Source organism: Bradyrhizobium sp. 18BD (genome assembly GCF_054185225.1).
In genome coordinates this window covers 83420-101531 of record NZ_JAVAYL010000004.1, presented here as the reverse complement: position 1 = coordinate 101531, position 18112 = coordinate 83420, and the positions used below count along the sequence as shown (strand labels likewise).

Annotated in this window: 14 protein-coding genes and 2 pseudogenes; 1 reads left to right on the top strand and 15 read right to left on the bottom strand. The window is 65.0% G+C overall.

What is annotated here, in order from left to right; genetic code table 11:
* Positions 1-5 precede the first annotated feature (5 nt).
* Together RAD16_RS08880 and RAD16_RS08875 are read right to left on the bottom strand one after the other, a co-directional pair.
* Positions 6-398 (bottom strand): annotated as a pseudogene (locus tag RAD16_RS08880) ((R)-mandelonitrile lyase); the annotation flags it as partial.
* Positions 399-448: 50 nt separating this feature from the next.
* Positions 449-1656 (bottom strand): annotated as a pseudogene (locus RAD16_RS08875) (MFS transporter).
* 124 nt (positions 1657-1780) lie between these two features.
* Here RAD16_RS08875 and RAD16_RS08870 point away from each other — a divergent pair.
* Complete coding sequence (locus tag RAD16_RS08870) at positions 1781-2689, top strand: LysR family transcriptional regulator (protein ID WP_458157500.1); 909 nt, start codon at positions 1781-1783, stop codon at positions 2687-2689.
* Between the two features lie 272 nt (positions 2690-2961).
* Here RAD16_RS08870 and RAD16_RS08865 read toward each other — a convergent pair whose 3' ends face one another.
* The 13 genes from RAD16_RS08865 to RAD16_RS08805 form a co-directional block, all read right to left on the bottom strand.
* Positions 2962-3129 carry an AAA family ATPase gene (locus RAD16_RS08865; protein WP_458157499.1) on the bottom strand — a complete coding sequence of 56 codons (168 nt, stop codon included), beginning with the start codon at positions 3127-3129 and terminating at the stop codon, positions 2962-2964.
* A 400-nt stretch (positions 3130-3529) separates the two neighbouring features.
* Positions 3530-3793, bottom strand: a complete 264-nt coding sequence (locus tag RAD16_RS08860) for a hypothetical protein (protein WP_458157498.1) — start codon at positions 3791-3793, stop codon at positions 3530-3532.
* An 89-nt stretch (positions 3794-3882) separates the two neighbouring features.
* Complete coding sequence (locus RAD16_RS08855; protein WP_458157497.1) at positions 3883-4374, bottom strand: septal ring lytic transglycosylase RlpA family protein; 492 nt, start codon at positions 4372-4374, stop codon at positions 3883-3885.
* A gap of 431 nt (positions 4375-4805) precedes the next feature.
* Positions 4806-6038 carry an acyl-CoA dehydrogenase family protein gene (locus tag RAD16_RS08850; protein ID WP_458157496.1) on the bottom strand — a complete coding sequence of 411 codons (1233 nt, stop codon included), beginning with the start codon at positions 6036-6038 and terminating at the stop codon, positions 4806-4808.
* A 235-nt stretch (positions 6039-6273) separates the two neighbouring features.
* Entirely contained in the window at positions 6274-7485 is a 1212-nt protein-coding gene (locus RAD16_RS08845) for an ABC transporter substrate-binding protein (RefSeq protein ID WP_458157495.1), read from the bottom strand.
* Between the two features lie 214 nt (positions 7486-7699).
* On the bottom strand, positions 7700-8275 hold the full coding sequence (locus tag RAD16_RS08840; protein WP_458157494.1) for an HdeD family acid-resistance protein: 576 nt from the start codon (positions 8273-8275) through the stop codon (positions 7700-7702).
* A gap of 125 nt (positions 8276-8400) precedes the next feature.
* Positions 8401-9924 (bottom strand): FAD-dependent oxidoreductase, encoded by a 1524-nt coding sequence (locus RAD16_RS08835; protein ID WP_458157493.1) that lies wholly within the window; start codon positions 9922-9924, stop codon positions 8401-8403.
* 46 nt (positions 9925-9970) lie between these two features.
* The gene (gene folE / locus RAD16_RS08830) at positions 9971-10597 is read right to left on the bottom strand and encodes a GTP cyclohydrolase I FolE (RefSeq protein WP_458157492.1); all 627 of its coding nucleotides are present in this window, start codon (positions 10595-10597) and stop codon (positions 9971-9973) included.
* Between the two features lie 148 nt (positions 10598-10745).
* The gene (locus tag RAD16_RS08825; protein WP_458157491.1) at positions 10746-11639 is read right to left on the bottom strand and encodes an alpha/beta fold hydrolase; all 894 of its coding nucleotides are present in this window, start codon (positions 11637-11639) and stop codon (positions 10746-10748) included.
* Positions 11640-11764: 125 nt separating this feature from the next.
* Positions 11765-12592 carry a metal-dependent phosphohydrolase gene (locus tag RAD16_RS08820; RefSeq protein ID WP_458157490.1) on the bottom strand — a complete coding sequence of 276 codons (828 nt, stop codon included), beginning with the start codon at positions 12590-12592 and terminating at the stop codon, positions 11765-11767.
* A 298-nt stretch (positions 12593-12890) separates the two neighbouring features.
* Complete coding sequence (locus RAD16_RS08815; protein WP_458157489.1) at positions 12891-14525, bottom strand: tetratricopeptide repeat protein; 1635 nt, start codon at positions 14523-14525, stop codon at positions 12891-12893.
* Positions 14526-14689: 164 nt separating this feature from the next.
* Entirely contained in the window at positions 14690-15568 is an 879-nt protein-coding gene (locus tag RAD16_RS08810) for a transglutaminase family protein (RefSeq protein ID WP_458157488.1), read from the bottom strand.
* On the bottom strand, positions 15565-18102 hold the full coding sequence (locus tag RAD16_RS08805; protein WP_458157487.1) for a circularly permuted type 2 ATP-grasp protein: 2538 nt from the start codon (positions 18100-18102) through the stop codon (positions 15565-15567). Before RAD16_RS08805 ends, RAD16_RS08810 begins: the two co-directional genes overlap by 4 nt.
* Positions 18103-18112: the final 10 nt, after the last annotated feature.

Genomic DNA, 18112 nt, shown 5'->3' with positions numbered 1-18112 from the left:
GGCGGGGCGCCGTACTGCTCATCCGTCACCCGTTCCATCCATGTGACCGGGTTGCCGTCGAGCGATTCCTGAATCGCGATATGGCTCATGGCAGACGTCACAGACGCGCCATGCCAGTGCTTCTCGCCGGGTTCGAACGACACCACGTCGCCCGGACGGATGTTTTCGACCGGTCCGCCCCAACGCTGCACGCGGCCGAGGCCTGAGGTCACGATGAGCGTCTGACCAAACGGATGCGTGTGCCACGCCGTGCGCGCGCCGGGCTCAAACGTGACGTGGTTGCCGGCGACGCGCGACGGATCGACGGCAGGGAACAAGGGATCGATACGGACCGTGCCGGTGAAATATTCTGCCGGAGCCTGGACTGACGGTTGCGAGCCTGCTTGCCGAATTTGCATGTCGTGCCTTCGTTGCTGCCAGCGTTTCAATCATTGCGCGCGAAACCGATTCACAAGGCACAAGCCGCGCATTGCGCGTTGGTTCTTCGCTTGCGACGAAAGATTCCGATCAAGACGACAGCGGAGGAGAGCGCGAGGATGGCGGCGCTGAACAGAAAGGTGTCCCGATAACCGCCGCCGTCGAACAGCACGCCGCCGCCTGCCGCTCCGATCGTGATGGCGAGTTGAACCACGGCGACCATCAGGCCGCCGCCTGCTTCGGCGTCGTCGGGCAAGGCCCTGCTCAACCACGTCCACCAGCCGACGGGCGCCGCCGTCCCGACGAAGCCCCACAGGAACATCAGCGCAGCCGTCGCGCCGAGTGAAGAACCATACGCCGTCAGTGCGACCGCCATGACGGCCATTGCGAACGGCATCAAGACGAGAGACGAATAGAGGTGCTGCTGGAGGACGCGCCCGATCAGTGACGTTCCGGCGAGCCCAGCCACGCCCATGACGAGCAGCAGAACGGAAATGGTCGTGGCTTCGACGCGCGTGACCATTTCGAAGAACGGTCGCAGATAGGTGAACAGCGAGAACTGCCCGAGGAAGAACAGCGCCGCGGCGAGCATGCCGTAGGGAACTTCAGGGCGGCGCAGGACCTTGAACGCCGCCGCTGGGCTTGCACGCTCCCGGCTCGGCATGGCCGGCAGCGTAACGAATTGCCAAAGCAGGGTCAGCGCGGCAATCGGCACGACGCAAAAGAAGGCGCCACGCCAACCGATGTACTGGCCGAGGAAGCTGCCGAGAGGCGCGGCGATCGTGTGGCGAGCGCATTGCCGCCATTGAGAAGCGCAAGTGCACGCGGCACGTCCCTGCCCGGCACCAGGCGGATCATCGTCGCGGCGGACATCGACCAGAAGCCGCCGACAGCCATGCCCACCAGCGCGCGTCCGACCATGAAGACCGGATAATTGGGCGCGAAAGCAACGAGGATGCCGGAGACGAGGGTGATGCCGGTCTGCCACAGCAAGACGGACCGACGATCGACACCGCGCGTTGCGGCCGAGATGAAGAGACTGGTGAGGATGGCGAACAGGCCGGACACGGAAATGGCTTGCCCGGCCTGGCCTTCGGTCAAATACAGACAGTCCGCGATCGGCGTCAGCAGACTCACGGGCATCCATTCAGCTGCGATCAGCGTCGAGGCGCAAAGCGACAGCGCAAAGACGGCACTCCACGCGGCCGTCGGCGTGTTCTGATTTGTCGTGACGTCCATCGGGGATCCATGTCTCGCGAAGTGCCCAGCGGGCTCACGGCAACAACTAGCGCCTGGGGCGGCATTCGATTAGCCGATATAATTTGCTTGCATTGATCGATGCAGGCCATGAATAGTCGCGGCCATGGCAGCACAGGATTTCAACGACCTCCTGGCTTTCGTGGCCGTCGCCCGCGAGCGCAGCTTCACGAAGGCCGCGGCGAAACTGGGCGTCGTGCAGTCGACGCTCAGCCACACCATCAAGCGGCTGGAATCGCAGATGGGCCTGCGGCTGCTGACACGCACGACCCGCAGCGTCGGCCTGACCGAGGCCGGCGAGCGGCTGCGGCAATCAGTTGCACCGCGCATCGAGGAGATCGAGCGCGACATCGCCGCGCTGATGTCGCTGCGCGACAAGCCGTCGGGCACGATCCGGATCACCCTCTCGGAGCATGCCCTCGACAAGGCCGTGTGGCCGAAACTGGCGCCGGTCCTGCAGAAATATCCCGACATCAAGGTCGAGTTCAGCGTCGACACGGCGTTCCGCAACATCGTCGAAGACGGTTTCGACGCAGGCATCCGCCTCGGCGAGAGCGTCGAGAAGGACATGATCGCGGTGCGCATCGGTCCGGATTGGCGGCTCGTCGCGGTCGCCTCGCCCGCCTATCTGAAGGAGCATCCGAAGCCGAAGCATCCGCAAGATCTCCTGAAGCACGTCTGCATCAAGCGGCGCGCGGCGGCCGGCGGCCATTACGTGTGGGAGTTCGCCAGGAACGGTCCCGACCTCCGCGTGCGGGTCGAGGGGCAACTGACCTTCAACGATTCCCGCGCGATGATCGAGGCCGCCGTCGAAGGCTTCGGCATCGCCTATGTGCCCGATGACATGGTGACGCGGCAGATCCGGTCCGGCGAGCTCGTCATCGTGCTCGACGACTGGTCGCCGCCGTTCGACGGCTACTACATCTATTATCCGACCTCGCGGCAGAACTCGGCCGCCTTCAAGGTGATCGTCGATGCGCTACGCCATCACGAGCCGCGACGGAAGCGCGGCTAAAGCATGATCCGGAAAAGTGCGCAGCGGTTTTCCGAAAAGATCATGCTCAAACAACGACCTAAAGCGCGATGACGATTCATCCAAATCTCATCGCGCTTTAGACGCGCTCGTGCATGCTCGACAACGAAAAGCCCCGGCACGCGGGCCGAGGCTTGCGATCCAGCTCGCGTACATCCGGCGAACCAATCGTCGATGCAGACACTAGCTGTGAATCTTGAACAGATGATGACGGAGTTCGACGCCGACAAAGTGTCGCGCCGGGCGGAACTCCATCACTCAATCGCGTCGCGAAGATAGAGTTCCACCCGTTTGAGCAGATGTTCGATCGCATCGACACGGATATAGCTCGCAGCGAGCCGTCGCGCCAGTTCGCGCGAGAGCGTGGTCTTCCCGGTCGCGGGAAGGCCGCCGAAGACAATGAGGATGGGTTGCCCTGTCATGCCTCATCATCCGCCAGCGCGCCTGGACCTGCAACGGCGCGGTCACAGACGGCCTCAGAGCATCATGGTAGCGAGAGCGATCAAGCCGATCGCGGTCAACCCCCAAGCCAGCGAATGCATCGCCCACGGCCGCATCATTGCACTCCGTCCGAGTGTCTGCCCACGACAGGAGACGCCCGAGGGACGCGCGCGGCTTGAGGTAGATCAATGGCTGAAGATGACGGCGGAGATGGCGGCGACGGTGAAAGCACCGGCCGCAATGGCAATGACACGCAGGAAAAGCTCGTCGCCCATGCCCAAGACTAACATGGGTTAAACCGGGAAAACTATGCAGTTTGTGCCAGAATGGACCGTTCCAACATGACGACCTCTCGATAGACCGGCCAGTCCGCCGTTGCGCCTATTTCGGCAGGCATTCCACGTTGTAGGCGATGATGATCTGGCTCGGATCCGCCTTGCCCAGGCTCTTCAGGTCTTCCAGGCCGCTCTTCAGCCTGGCGCCTGCCTGGCTCAGGCTGCCCTCAAGCGTCGTCTTTGCCGCCCTGCAGCGCTCTTCGCTCGAGAATTCCTGAAAGACGACGGTCGGCAGCAGCCGCCATTCCGCCTTGTCGTTGGTCGCGGCCGGACTGACCGAATAGGAGAAGACGTACATCAGGACCCACATGATGGGGGCTCCGGTGCGATGCGAGCGGGAGTGCGACACGCATCGCGCCATGCGGCGGCACGGCCTCGTTGATCCAGATCAACGAAGGTTCAGCCGACCGGCCCGGGCGTCCAGTCATTACCGGATAGCGGCCTGACCGTGACGTCAGGAATGACGCCGCGCTCCATGCTCGGATCGAAATGGCGCATGGTCCGCTCATTGAGATCGATGATGCGCCCGGGCCTGAGCGGCCCCACGTCATTGATCTTGACGATGACCTTCTTGCCGGCGGCCTCGACGAGCGCAAATTTCGGTCTCACACCAAATTGGACGCCGCCAAATTTCTGACGCAAGCTCGTCTTGATTGCGGCTGTCCACACTTCGGGATCATAACGCTCGCCGGAGGCTGTTCTCGGGCCGCCCTCCTCCTTGCCGGGCTTGAACGGATTATACGTGGACGCCGCGCCGACGATCATATCCCCACAGGCGGCTTCGACGACGGCACTTGATTGAACCCCACTTGTTTCACCACGGGCAATGGTCACAGAAACGCCAAGCGCAACCAGGGCGCCGCAAATTGCGGCGCTCGAGCGGAACACCATTACATCTCCTTTGATTTTCGTCCGGTTCCGGTCGCAGAACATGGTCAAGCGAACGCGGGAGCGTTTCGGAACTTGCGCCAATATTTTGCGGATTCGCGCCAACCCCTTGGCTGCGGAACCATTGCGAGAACCTGAGCGGTCCCGCGTCGTGTTTTCGTTATCGCCGTCTAAGACAGAGATTGAGTCAGCAACATGACCCCGGGGATCATCGGTCTTCGAACCCCGGAATCTTACGCGCTCAGCAGTGAGGGAGATTGCGGAACACCCGTGAAACCCACGATGCGCGGAACTTCAGGAGAGTTGCATATCGTTGTTTTGCAACGGGAGGCGCTAAAGCGCGACGAGATTAGGATGAATCGTCATCGCGCTTTAGATTGTTGTTTGAGCATGATCTTCTCGGAAAACCGCTGCGCACTTTTCCGGATCATGCTCTAGCCTCCGATCACTCCACCGCGCTTGATCAGTTCCTTGCCGACGGCGGCGAGGTGCACTTGATCCGGCCCGTCACCGATGCGGATGAAGCGGGCATAGACGTAGGCGCGCGCAAGGAACGTGTCCTGCGAGACGCCGGCGGCGCCGTGGATCTGGATGGCACGATCGATGACGCGCGCGGCCATGCTGGGCACCACGATCTTGGCGGCGGCGATCAAGTCGCGCGCGGCCTTGTTGCCTTCACGGTCCATCCTGTCCGCGGCTTGCAGCGTCAGCAGGCGCGCCTGCGCGATCTCGCAGAAGGAGTGCGCGATGTCCTCGCGCACCGAGCCCTGCTCGGCAAGCGGCTTGCCGAACGCGACGCGCGAGACCGAACGCTGGCACATCAATTCCAGCGCACGCTGGGCGCAGCCGATCAATCGCATGCAATGGTGAATGCGGCCGGGGCCGAGCCTACCTTGCGCGATCTCGAAGCCGCGGCCTTCACCGAGCAGCATGTTCGCGGCGGGCACGCGGACGTTCTCGTAGACGATCTCGGGATGACCGACCGGCGCGTCGTCGTAGCCGTAGGTGAGCATGTCGCGGACGATGCGCACGCCGGGCGTATTCCTGGGCACCAGGATCATGGATTGCTGGCGATGGCGGTCGGGATCATCAGGGGCGGTCTTGCCCATCACGATCAGGATCTCGCAATCCTCGTTCATGGCACCCGAGGTGAACCACTTTCGCCCGTTGATGACGTAGTCGTCGCCGTCGCGCGTGATCGCGCACTGGATGTTGGTGGCATCGCTGGAAGCGACCTGCGGCTCGGTCATCGAGAAGCCGGAGCGGATGCGCCCCTCCAGCAGCGGCTTCAGCCAGCGCTCCTGCTGCGCCTTGGTGCCGTAGTTTGCCAGCACCTCCATGTTGCCGACATCGGGCGCCGAGCAGTTGAAGACCTCGGGCGCCCAGAGGATGCGGCCCATGATCTCCTTCACCGGCGCATATTCGAGGTTGGTGAGGCCCGGCTTTGTAAGATCTGGGCCGTGCTCGCCAGAGGGAAACAGGTTCCAGAGCCCCTGCTCCCGCGCCAGCCGCTTGAGGTCCTGCAGCACAGGCGGCGTCTTGTAGCGCGCGGCCTCAGGCTTCACCTGTTCGTAATAGAGCTCCTCGACCGGCTCGACATGTGTGCGCATGAACAGGCGCACGCGCTCCTGCAGCTCCAGCGAACGGGCGGAGTGTTGAAAGTCCATGGTGGTCTCCTGTTCGTGCAGCGGAAGCCGCGCCGAATGAAGGTGCCTCTTCCCTTCTCCCCTTGCGGGAGAAGGTGGCGCGAAGCGCCGGATGAGGGGTTGCATCCGCGAGCTCAATGTAGAGCCGACTCGCGGAGAGAGACCCCTCACCCGGCTCGCCGCTTCGCGGCGATCCACCCTCTCCCGCAAGGGGAGAGGGTGCACCGTCTCTGCGGCCGGTCGCCCAATTGCCCCCTCACGTCCCCCGCAGCAGCTCGCTTGCCACGACCCAGTCGTTGCCGTCGAACTGGAGCATGTAGCCGTCCTTGATCGGGCGGAAATCCTGCGGGGTGGTGTTGAGCGTGATGCCGGGCATCAGCAGCGACAGCGGCACGTTCTTCAGATTGGACGCCTGCGCCATGATGTTCTCGCGCGTCAGATTGTCCTTGCACTGCTTGAGCAGGACTACCAGCGCCTCGGCGACGGTGTAGCCGTAGAGGCCGGCGACGTTGTTGATGTCGGCATTGGGCAGGCGCTTCTTCATGAACTCGATATAGGCCGTCATCGCCGGATCGTCCTTCGGCGCCTCGACGAACGGCTTGAGCGAACCGAGCGACAGCACGCCCTTGCCGGCGTCGAGCCCGGCCGGCACCATCACGGTCGCCTTGTTGGCGCACCCGCTGGCGAGGAAGCGCGTCGGCTGCCAGCCGACCTCGTGCGCCTTGCGGATCGCCTGTGCGCAGGCGCGCGGCGTCACTGAGTAAATCATAAAGACGTCGGCCTTGGTGTTGGCGAGCGTCAGCACCTGGGAATCGACGGTGGGATCGGCGACCTCGAAGCTCGAGGCCATCGCGATCGCCTTGTCGGCGTCGGCGCCGAGCGCTTCCTTGACGCCGCGAAGATATTCCTTGCCGGCGTCGTCGTTCTGATAGAGCACCGCGAAGCGCGCATTGGGGTTCTTGGCCCGGGCATAGGCGACGTCGATGGCGGCCTCGCTGGTGTAGTTCGGCGCCCAGGGCAGCGCCATCGACCACGGCATGTTGGCGGGATCGTTCCACTTCGAGGCCGAGCTGATCAGGAAGATCTGCGGCACCTTGTTGCTGTTGAGATACTTTGCGATCGCCGAGCTCGGCGCGGTGCCCATGGTCGCGAAGATGAAGGCGACGCCATCGCCCTCGACCAGCCGCCGCGCCGCTTCCATGGTCTTCGGCGGCGAGAACGCGTCGTCGAGCGACAGCAAATTGAGCTTGCGGCCGTTGACCCCGCCCTTCTCGTTGACCTCGTCGAAATAGGCCGAGATGACCCTGCCGGTGATGCCGAGCGGCGATGCCGGGCCGCTATAGGGCATGGTGTTGCCGATCTTGATCTCGGTGTCGGTGACGCCGGGACCGTAGGATTTCTGCGCGGATGCGGGCGCGGACAGGCAGGCGGCAGCCAGCGCTGCGGCCAGGGCCAAAGCGGCTTTCATGGTTTCTCCCCGGTGCTTATCGTCCGCGCGAGGCGGCGCGGCGTGCTGCTTTTTGTCAGCGCGTCAGCTCACCGGAGTTCCGCAAGATGGTCTTGCGTCGAGTTGCTGGTAGCCCTAAAGCGCGATGAGATCGGGATGAATCGTCATCGCGCTTTAGGTTGTTATTTGAACATGATCTTTCCGGAAAACCGCTGCGCACTTTTCCGGATCATGCTTAGTGGCGCGACTTCAGACCGAGGCCGACGCTGATCCAGCCCGCGCCCGCCATGATCAGGTCGATGCCGAGGAACAGGCCGAGGATGTAGACGCTGTTGACCGGCCAGCGCGCCAGGATCAGCAGCCCGAGCAATAGCGTGATCACGGCCGACAGCGCGACCCAGACCCAGGGGCTCTCCCGCTTCATGCTGAAGGCGAGAAACAATCTGACCGCGCCGGACGCGAGCAGCGATGCGCCGAGGAAGAGCGTCAGCAGCACTGCCGCGAACAGCGGATTCTCGAAGGTCAGGAAGCCGGCAACGATGTAGAGCACACCGAGCAAGGCCCAGATCAGGAACTTGCCCCAGCTCTTCATCTGGAATGCGCCGATCACCTCGGTCACGCCGGCGATGATCATCATGACGCCGACCACGAGGACGCTCGCCACCGTTGCCATCATCATGCTGCCGAGCGCGATGAAACCGGTGATGAGGTAGACGACACCAAGGGCGACGATCCAACCCCATTTGGCATGGAGTGACGCGATGCCCGAGCCGAGGCTGGAAGGATGAGACGTATCGGAAGCGCTTGTCATGGCGGCTACTCCTACATGCGAAGCCCTCGGGCACACGCCAGGATAGCACGGGCCGCGCCGGGACAACAGCCAGCATGCAGCCGCAGCCGGCAGCAACATTGACGCAAATCAAGCCCGAGGGGGCGTCAGGCGCGGGAGCGCTCCATCTCGAACTCGGCCTTGAGGTTGTCGAGATCGCGATAAATTGAGGCAACTGCGAGCACGCGGCCGCCCTTGCGGTACTTCAGCAGGCAGTCCCTGCCGGAAATGCTGCCGTCGATCGCGACGTCGTCAAAGCTCTCGGCGTGGCCGACATAGTTGATCGGCACGTCGTAATGCTGACTCCAGAAGAAGGGCACGGCGTCGAAGCGCTCGCGCTTGCCCAGCATGTTGCGCGCCGCGGTCTGGCCCTGCCGCTCCGCCACCACCCAATGCTCGACACGAATGGTTTGCCGGGAATGCGGATCGGGCCAGCGCGCGATGTCGCCGGCCGCGAAGATGCCGGCGACGCTGGTCTCCAGGAATTCGCTGACGCTGATGCCACGATCGGCGGCAAGCCCGGCATGCTCGGCCAGCGCAAGGCGCGGCTTGACGCCGATGCCGACCACGACGAGATTGGCCTCGATCACAGCGCCGCTCTTCAGCGTGGCACGGGTGCCGTCGAGCTTCTCGACGGTGTCCTGGAGGTGGAAGTTGACGCCGTTCTCCTGGTGAAGCGCACGTACGAAGTCGCCCATGTCGGGCCCGAGCACCTTCTGCATCGGCCGTTCCTCCGGCGCGACCACGTGCACCTCGATCTTGCGCGCCCGCAAGGAGGCCGCGACTTCGAGCCCGATAAAGCTGGCGCCGATCACCAGCGCGCGTTTCGCAACTCCTGCGGCCTTGATGATGGCGCGGCTGTCGGCGACGGAACGCAAGGTGTGGACATGCGGCTGGTCGGCGCCCGGGATCTGCAATCTGACCGGCTCGGCACCGGTGGCGAGCAGCAGCCTGTCGAACGGGAGCTTGTCGCCATTGCCGAGCGTGACGCTGCGCGTCTTCGCATCGATCGCGGAGACATTCGTGTTGAGCCTGAGGTCGATGCCGGCGTCCTGATAAAAATCCTCGCCCCTCAGCGGTAGCCAATCCTCGGGCGCGCTGCCGGCGAGATAATCCTTGGAGAGGTTGGGCCGGTCCACCGGCATCGCGCCGTCACTGCTGAGCATGGTGATGGCGCCGGCAAAACCCTCGCGCCGGAGCGTCTCGGCCGCCGCGAAGCCGGCCGCGCCGCCGCCGACGATGACGAATTTTTCGGGTGACGGCGCACTGCGGTGCGCGGCCGACGGCTTTCGCGCCTCGCGCTTGCGCTGAACGATGATCCTGTCCTGGTCGCGCGAGACATCCCACACCGCCAGCGCATTCAGTGCCGGCGGACGGGTGGCCTCTCCCGTGCGCAAGGAGAAGCAGGCGTGGTGCCAGGCGCAGCGGATGGTGTCGTCGACCACGAGGCCCTCGGCGAGCGGGCCGTGATAATGGCTGCAGGCCGGCTCGATCGCAAAAATCTCGCCGCCGGCCTGCACCAGGAGGACGTCTTCCGCACCGACATGGCCGAGCAATTTGCCGTCCTTGAATTCGGTCAGCGACACGCCTTTGGTCAGGTCGGGTCCACTCGGCGTCTTGTCCTCGGTCATGGCATCGCCTCCTTGGCATCGCTCCTTGGCGTCGTCTCCTTGCGGATCAATCGTCCGAATTGGCCAGCCCCAGCAGCTCCTGTCGGGTCAATGCGTTGTCGCGGAACACACCCAACATGCGGCTGGTGACGAGATCGGTCCCCGGCTTGTGCGCGCCGCGCGTGGTCATGCAGTGATGCGTCGCCTTGATAATGACGCCGACACCTTCGGGCCTCAGCACGTCGTTGATGGTGTTGGCGATCTGCGCGGTCATCTTCTCCTGGATCTGGAGACGTTTGGCGTAGATATCCACCAGACGCGCAAGTTTCGAGATGCCGACGACGCGGCCCTGCGGGATATAGGCGACCCAGGCGCGGCCGACGATCGGCGCCATGTGGTGCTCGCAATGGCTTTCGAAGCGAACGCCGCGCAGGACGATCATCTCGTCGTAACCTTCGATCTCCTCGAAGGTCTTTTGCAGGATTTCGGTCGGATCCTGCGCGTAGCCGGAGAAATATTCATCAAAGGCACGCGCGACGCGGTCCGGCGTCTCGCGCAAGCCGTCGCGCGCGGGATCGTCGCCGGCCCAGCGGATCATGGTCCGGATTGCCTGCTCGACCTCCGCCCTGTCAGGCCGATCGGTCGGCGCCTGCGCGACCGCGACACGTTCCAGCCTGCGCGCTTGTGACGTCATCGAAAACCTCCCCTGCAACGAGCCGCACACAAGCGGCCCCACAGCTTGGACGGCTGCGGTTGGAAAAGGTTCCCAAGGTCAAGAAAAATTGGAAGGTTGGCCCTAAACCCTCATGGTGAGGAGCCAGGCTGTCAACGGACGCACTAGCCTATCGATCAGTCGCCTTCCGCACATCCAGCACCGCCTGCGCCCATTCGGCGGGGCGCTCCTGCGGGAGATTGTGGCCGGCGCCGGCGAACACGCGCCGCTCGAAAAAGCCTTCGAACTTGCGCGCGTGGTGGGCGGTGCCGGGATTGACGCCGTCGCTGTCGCCGTCGATCGCAATCGTCGGCACGCGGATGGCCGGTTGCGCCGCGAGCTTTGCTTCGATCGCGGCGTAGGCGGGATCGCCTTCGACCAGCGCGTAGCGGTGACGGTAGGAGTGGATCACGACATCGACGAAGTCAGGATTGTCGAACGACGCCGCGCTCCTGGCGAACGTCGCGTCGTCAAAGCTCCATGTCGGCGACCACATCGCCCAGAGCTGGCGGGCGAAGCCGCGGCGGTTGCGCTCCAGCGCTCGGCGGCCGCGCTCGTTGTGGAAGAGATATTGATACCACAGCGCGGCTTCCTCCGGCGGTGAGGCCGGCTCCATCGCACGCGCGATGTTCTGGATGTTGTAGGAATTGCCGGAGACGAGGCCGGTCACGCGCTGCGGGTATAACGCCGAGACGACGCAGGCGGCCCGCCCGCCCCAGTCATAACCGCCGACGATTGCGTGTTCTATTTTGAGAGCATCCATAAAAGCCAGGAGATCCGCGCCGAGCGCGGCCTGCTCGCCGGAGCGCAAGGTCGAAGCTGAACGAAACCGCGTCGGCCCGTAGCCGCGCAGCCAGGGCACCAGCACCCGCGCGCCCGCCGCCGCGATGATCAGCGCGGCCTCGGCATAGGCGTTCACGTCATAGGGGAAGCCGTGGCCCATGATGCAGGGCCAGCCGTCGGGCGCGCCGTAGTCGAGATAGGCGATGTCGAGGACGTCCGTGGTGATGGTTTTTTGTTGCATGATTTGCTCACGGATTGGGACTTCGTAGCCCGGATGGAGCGCAGCGTAATCCGGGAATCGCGGATGCAGGCGTCCCCGCATTCCGCTTCGCTCCATGCGGGCTACGGCACCTGCAAGCGCGCAGGCTACTTCTGCGGCCCGGACAGCGAGATCTCGCGCTCGGCGCGGAAGACGTTGCTGTAGAGATTGGCGATCCATTGCCGGCCGATCTCGGTCTTGTTGAGATAGCCGATCTCGGTCTGGATGTGCGGTGCGACGCTATTCCAGTAGAACTGTGGATAGCGGTTCACGATGTCGGCGGGCGAGTCGTAGCCGAGCTGCCTGTTCATGCCGACTTCCTCGAACTCGTAGTAGAGCGCGTTGGCCTTGCGCAGATAGTTGGGATCGCCGAGCTGGCCGATGAAATCGGCGGCGCGCAGGATCGAGGCGTCCTCGTCATAGTCCTGGCCCTCGCGGGCCGGAAAACGCGTTCCCTCGATGGCGCGGGCAATGCGCTCGCTGTCGAGGCCTTCGACGGGCAGGAGCCGCTGCTCTACGTAAAGCTTCGACCGATCAACGTGATACATCATGAGGCTGGCATCCGATGCCCCCCGCGGCAAAGAGACCTTGGTCCCTGCCGCGTCGATCACGAAGCCGTCCTCATCATCATCCTCGAACAGGCCACGGACATAGCCGATGTCGTGCGCGAGGCAGGCCACGAGAATGTGGGTATAATCCTCAGCCGAGAGGTGTCCGTGCAGATGGCGGCCCTGGAGGATCGCCTGGCCCGCCAGCGTCACCAGCATGGTATGCTCGATATTGTGGTAGAGCGCGTCACTGTTGCCGATGCACTCCATTGCCGTGCGCGTTGCTCCCTCCACGATCCTTGCAGAGTCCTCGTCGTAGCGACGACGCATGAACGTGCCCAGCAACTTCTCCAGGGACTCGGCCGCCAATCTTGGCAACGTGATCATGGATGCAGCCCCGTTTGTCGGTCGTGTCCCACGCGTGCTCCCGACGCCTCGTCCTTCCTCGACGCACGAGCCAGCATAGCCCAACTTTGGCTGGCTGGACAAATCCCGAAACAGGGACACGAAAATATGTTGCGGTACCGCTTCGCAACATCACGGTTGCGGTCACCGTCCGGTACAGCCCGGGTGCAGGGCCCGGCCAATGGCCGACCTTAAACTTCATGTCATGGGGACGCCCGGCGGCGACAGAACATTGCGCGCGGCCAGGCGCGGACGCCCGCGCCGTGTTGCGGAGGCAGCGTCAAATCCCGCGCGCGCGGCGCGCCAACATGGCGTCGAAGGCGACCTTGATCCGGCGGACATAGGGGTCCTTGTAGGGACAATCCTGATTCTGTTCATGCACCAGCATGGAAGCGTTGACCTCGAACACGACGAGGCGGCCGTCGCGGTCGAGGGCGCAATCGATCCCGAAATAGTCGAGACCGATGCGGTCGCGGATCGCCCGCAACATGTCGTCATGCGCAGCGCCGAAGACCTTACCGGGATCGCGCAGGAAGCGCTCTTCCTCCGCCTGCATCCAGGCGTGATGCGCCATCTCCGTGCTGTCGCGATGCAGCTTCCAGTCGTCCCCGATCGCCAGATGATAGGGCAGGATGTCCTCGCCGACGAACAGGAATCTGTACTTGCGGAAGAAGCCGTCAAGGGAGCGATAGTCGACATAGTCGATCACGTAGCGGTCGCTGTCCGCGTGCTCTGCGAGGAACGTGGCCAGCGCCACATCGTCGTCGAGCTTCTCGAAGATGTCGCCGCCATGGGTGCCGGCCGGCCGCGCCAGCAGCGGAAATGCGAGCTCAGCGCGCGCGGCAAGTCCCTCGCCCGCACCGACGCGGATCGTGCGCGGCACAACGCATCCCGCAATGCCGGCAAGCCCGAGCGCCGTGGCATCGCGCGTGGTGCGCAGGATTTTTCCGGGATCGTTGATAACAGGCTTGCCGGTCGCCCTGGCAAGGGCGGCAACGAGCGGCAGAACCTCCCCGCCCTGGTCGGCATCGGACACGAGATTGACGACGACATCGGCTTGATGCGCGAGCATCGCGATGTCCGGCCGGCTTTGAGGCAACAGCGACAGGATGCTGGTCTCGTAAGCGCAGTGCTTGAACAGGAACTCGACCGGCGTGTTGCCGACGAAGGGCGCGAACAGCGCCAGCGCCCGGAATGCGGGCGGCGATGTGATCGCGGGCTTGCGCAACACCGGATGCGCCTGCGCGGCGCGGATGTAGGCCGCCTGCGCCGCCTCATTCTCGCCCCGCGCCTGCCGGATCGCGCCGATCCAGTAGAAATTCTCGGCATGATCGGGCGCGAGCACAATCGCCTGCTCGAAATGCGCGATGGCTTCACTGGTCTCACCAAGCTCGAAGCAGACCTTGCCGAGCTGGCTGTGGAGGGCGGCATCCTCAGGCGTCTCCTCCAGCAATTCGCGCAGCAGCGTCCTGGCAATGGCAAACTGCCGGGTTGCGACCAGCGCCTCGACCAGATTGGTCCGCGACGGCCTGTGCGCCGGATTGAGGCGGAGCGCTTCCAGATAGAGTGCGATGGCTTGCTGCGCCATGCCGCTGCGCTGATGGACGATGCCGAGATTGCACCAGCAGGCGACGAGATGCGGCGAAAGACGCAGGGCCGCCTTGTAGTTCTCGCCCGCGGAGACGATGTCGTCGCAGAGCATGAAGGCGTTGGCGAGCGCGGCATGAAGGTCGGCCACGACGCCGCCGGCTGCGCCGATCGCCGTCGTCGTCGCGAGCGCTAGTCCCGCCTGGAAGATCGCGATGGCGTCCCTGAGCCTGCCGCGGCGATAGTGCTCGCGTCCCCTCAGCAAATAGTCAGCCGCATCCGGCGCGCCGGCTGCCGCCGGCGCGAAGGCAAACGAAGTCGCAGTCATGGAGTCTCCGCCGGAAGCTTTGCCGCAGATGTCCGCGAACCGCTTCAGCAATGATGATGCGCCGGAATGTCGCGTCGCAGCGTTAACAAGCGCTTAATGAACGGGCTTTGGCCACAAACAGGAAACATGCCGAAACAATTTTCCCGCGTTCCCTCGCCGAACAATCACTCCACCAGCAGCACGTCCACGGCGACGCCGAGCTTCTGTTTCGGCGAGCCGACGATGATGCCGTCCACGGGAGACACATCGGAGAAGTCGCGGCCGACCGCGAGCACGATATGGTCGTTGGCGACCAAGAGATCGTTGGTCGGATCGAAATCGATCCAGCCGAGCTCCGCCCCGCACCACAACGATACCCACGCATGCGTCGCGTCCGCGCCCTGCAAACGCGGCTGGCCCGCCGGCGGAATGGTGCGCAAATAGCCGCTGACATAGGCCGCAGGCAGGCCGAGCCCGCGAAGCCCTGCTATCATCACATGGGCAAAATCCTGGCAGACACCGTGGCGCTTGTCGAAGACCTCGTTGAGCGGCGTCGAGATCACGGTGGCCTTGGGGTCGTAGCGGAATTCGGTGCGGATGCGATGCATCAGATCGACCGCACCAGCGAGGATGCCGGCGCCGGGCGCGAAGCTCGCGGCCGCATAGGCGCTGACCAGGCGCAGCACCGGCACCAGCGGGCTCGCAAAGACATAGCCGACCGGCGAGGACGGGCCGAGGCTGGTCGCTTCGAACGCGATATCGCGGATACCCTCCCAGGCCGGGCTCGCGGCGTCGCGCGCCGGCGGCTGCCGGTCGACGGAGACGCGCGAACGTGAATCGATACGCAGATTGCGATGCGCGGCTTCGATCACGACGCTCTCGGTCAGCGTGCCGAAGAAATCGCGGCGAACGTTGCGCTCGGCGGGGCGCGGACGGATGTCGACGCTGTGCGAGATCAGCTGCTGGCCATGGCCGCTTTTCGGCTCCAGCCGCAGCGTGCAGCGGGCGAAGCTGACCGGACTTTCGTATTCGTAGGTGGTGACGTGCCTTATGTCGTAGATCACGCCAGCCCCGTCAGCTTTTCCGGCCGGGCGGCATTGGGACCGTGCGGGAAGTAGTGCTGGCCGATCGCCTCGGCGAGGCTGAGCAGATCCTGCTCCAGCGAGAACAGCGTCTTGACCTCGAGCTTCTCGGCCTCCGCGGTCGCCAGCATCGACTGCACGGCCACCGCGAGCCGTTGCGGCTTCTCGATCAGGCCGTGCTCCTTCAGGCTCGGCAATGCCGCGATGTGCTCGTTCAGCGCCGCCACCTGGAACGCGACGGAACGCGGATTGTAGCTGTCGAGCACGGCGAGATCGCGCACCGGCGCCAGGATCGGCGCCAGCAGATAGCGCGAACGGTAGGTGATCTGCGAATCCACCAGCGTCAGCAGGATATCGAGATCCTCGTCGCCGGCCTCGTCATAGGCGAACTGACGCGCGAACCGCGCCGTGTTGATGGCGCGCTCGGCGCGGCGGCCGATGTCGAGGAAGCGCCAGCCGGCGGCACGGTTCATGTTCTCCTGCGCAAGGCCCGCAAAGCTCGAAAGCTCCTGCAAGGTCAGCTCGGCGGCGCTCAGCACGCCGTCGTCGCCCTCGACCTCGTAGGCGAGCCGGTCGGCCATCTCGGTGATGACCTGCCAGGCATCGGGCGACAGCCGCTCGCGCAACGAGGTCGCGGTGCGCTGGGCCGAACGCACCAGCGACAGGGCCGAACCGAAACGCTCGGCGCTCTGCAATGCCTCGGCGGTGATGCGCCCCGGTGTCGCGCGCGAGGTCTGCGAGATCGCGCCCCAGGCGACCAGCAGGCGCTGGATGCGTTCGGACGATTGCAGCGAGGCCGCGGTGCCCTTGTTGGGCCCGCTCGGCGAGCCCAGCGCGCGCACCAGCCGCAACGTCGCCTCGGCGCGTTCGAGATAGCGGCCGAGCCAGAACAGATTGTCGGCGGCGCGGCTCGGCAGCACCCCGGCGATGCGGCGGATGCGAACCTTGTCCTTCGCCGGCAGCAGGGTCGCGGTCGAGACCTGCTTGTCGGAGACCACCCAGACGTCGGCGGCGCGGGCACCGTCGCCCATCGACACAGCGCGCGCATCCGGCTGCTCGGCAATCCGGCAGAAGCCGCCGGGCATGATGGCCCAGCCGTCGGGCGTCGCGGCTGCGAACACGCGCAGCACGAACGGGCGCGGCGTGAGCTGGCCCTGCTCCCACACCGGCATGGTCGAGAGCCGCACCACCTCCTGGCCGACATAGTCCATGCCGCGAGCGCCGATGGCGTCGATCAGGCGCTGGCGTCCGGCCGCGTCGAGCTCGCTCGCGAGCACCGGCCCATTGCTGTCGAAGCCGGGCACGCCGCGGCGATAGGCACCTTCGATTGCGACCTCATCGAGCCGCGACAGCACCTCGTCGCGCGCATTGCGCTGGCCGCACCACCAGGTCGCGATGTGCGGCATCTTCAGCTCTTCGCCGAGCAGGCGACGGCTCAGCGCCGGCAGGAAGCCGAGCAGCGCTCGCGCCTCCAGCACGCCCGAACCCGGCATGTTGGCCACGACGACGCCGTCCTTGCGCAGCACGTCGATCAGGCCGGGCACGCCGAGATGCGAGGAGGCATCGAGCTCGAGCGGATCGAGCGAGTTGGAATCGACGCGGCGCAGGAGCACGTCGAGCCGCTTCAGGCCCGCGACGGTGCGGATGTGGACGCGGTTGTCGCTGACCGCGAGATCGTCGCCCTCGACCAGCAGGAAGCCGAGATAGCGCGCCAGCGTCGCATGCTCGAAATAGGTCTCGCTGAAACTGCCCGGTGTCAGCACGCCGATGCGCGGCTCGTCGCGATCGGCGCGGGCACGCAGACTGTCGCGGAACGCTTCGAAGAACGGTGCGACGCGCGGCACGTTCATCGACTTGTAGAGATCGGAGAAGGCGCGCGAGAGCACCAGGCGGTTCTCGAGCGCATAGCCCGCGCCCGACGGCGCCTGCGTGCGGTCGCCGAGCACCCACCAGCGGCCGTCGGGCCCGCGGCCGACATCGGCGGCATAGAGCGAGAGGTAGCGGCCGCCCGGCGGCGGCACGCCGCAGACCGGGCGGAGATATTCGGGGCTGCCGGCGATCGCGGCTGCGGGCAACGCGCCCTCGGCGACGAGGCGGCCCTCGCCGTAGATGTCGCGCAGCACCAGCTCCAAAAGCTCGGCGCGCTGGGTGATGCCGGCCGAGAGCTGCTTCCAGTCGGCCTCGTCGATCAGCAGCGGCAGGTGGCTGACCGACCAGGGCCGGTCGGCACTGTCGCCGGGCGCGCGGTAGGTGACACCTGCCTCGCGGAGGTGACGGTCGGCCATGGCGAAGCGCCGCTCGGCCTCGTCGGGGGCGAGCGCGCCGAAAGCGTCGAAGAACCGGCTCCAGACCGCGCGCGGGGCGCCGTCGGGCCCGAGGAATTCGTCGGGAATGCCGGGCAGGCGGCGATAGTCGCGGACCCATTGGGCAAGGCGGCGCTGGCCTTCACGCTGGCCTTCGCGTTGACCTTGCGCCTTGCCTGCCCTGTCGTCCTGTCCGGCTGCGCCCTCGCCCATGCGCCTCTCC

Bases quoted from the DNA above. Each gene is read 5' to 3' on its own strand.
- RAD16_RS08860 (WP_458157498.1), bottom strand. From the start codon at position 3,793: ATGTGGGTCCTGATGTACGTCTTCTCCTATTCGGTCAGTCCGGCCGCG.
- RAD16_RS08835 (WP_458157493.1), bottom strand. From the start codon at position 9,924: ATGACCGAGGACAAGACGCCGAGTGGACCCGACCTGACCAAAGGCGTG.
- RAD16_RS08855 (WP_458157497.1), bottom strand. From the start codon at position 4,374: ATGGTGTTCCGCTCGAGCGCCGCAATTTGCGGCGCCCTGGTTGCGCTT.
- folE (WP_458157492.1), bottom strand. From the start codon at position 10,597: ATGACGTCACAAGCGCGCAGGCTGGAACGTGTCGCGGTCGCGCAGGCG.
- RAD16_RS08870 (WP_458157500.1), top strand. From the start codon at position 1,781: ATGGCAGCACAGGATTTCAACGACCTCCTGGCTTTCGTGGCCGTCGCC.
- RAD16_RS08815 (WP_458157489.1), bottom strand. From the start codon at position 14,525: ATGACTGCGACTTCGTTTGCCTTCGCGCCGGCGGCAGCCGGCGCGCCG.
- RAD16_RS08820 (WP_458157490.1), bottom strand. From the start codon at position 12,592: ATGATCACGTTGCCAAGATTGGCGGCCGAGTCCCTGGAGAAGTTGCTG.
- RAD16_RS08845 (WP_458157495.1), bottom strand. From the start codon at position 7,485: ATGAAAGCCGCTTTGGCCCTGGCCGCAGCGCTGGCTGCCGCCTGCCTG.
- RAD16_RS08865 (WP_458157499.1), bottom strand. From the start codon at position 3,129: ATGACAGGGCAACCCATCCTCATTGTCTTCGGCGGCCTTCCCGCGACC.
- RAD16_RS08850 (WP_458157496.1), bottom strand. From the start codon at position 6,038: ATGGACTTTCAACACTCCGCCCGTTCGCTGGAGCTGCAGGAGCGCGTG.
- RAD16_RS08825 (WP_458157491.1), bottom strand. From the start codon at position 11,639: ATGCAACAAAAAACCATCACCACGGACGTCCTCGACATCGCCTATCTC.
- RAD16_RS08840 (WP_458157494.1), bottom strand. From the start codon at position 8,275: ATGACAAGCGCTTCCGATACGTCTCATCCTTCCAGCCTCGGCTCGGGC.
- RAD16_RS08805 (WP_458157487.1), bottom strand. From the start codon at position 18,102: ATGGGCGAGGGCGCAGCCGGACAGGACGACAGGGCAGGCAAGGCGCAA.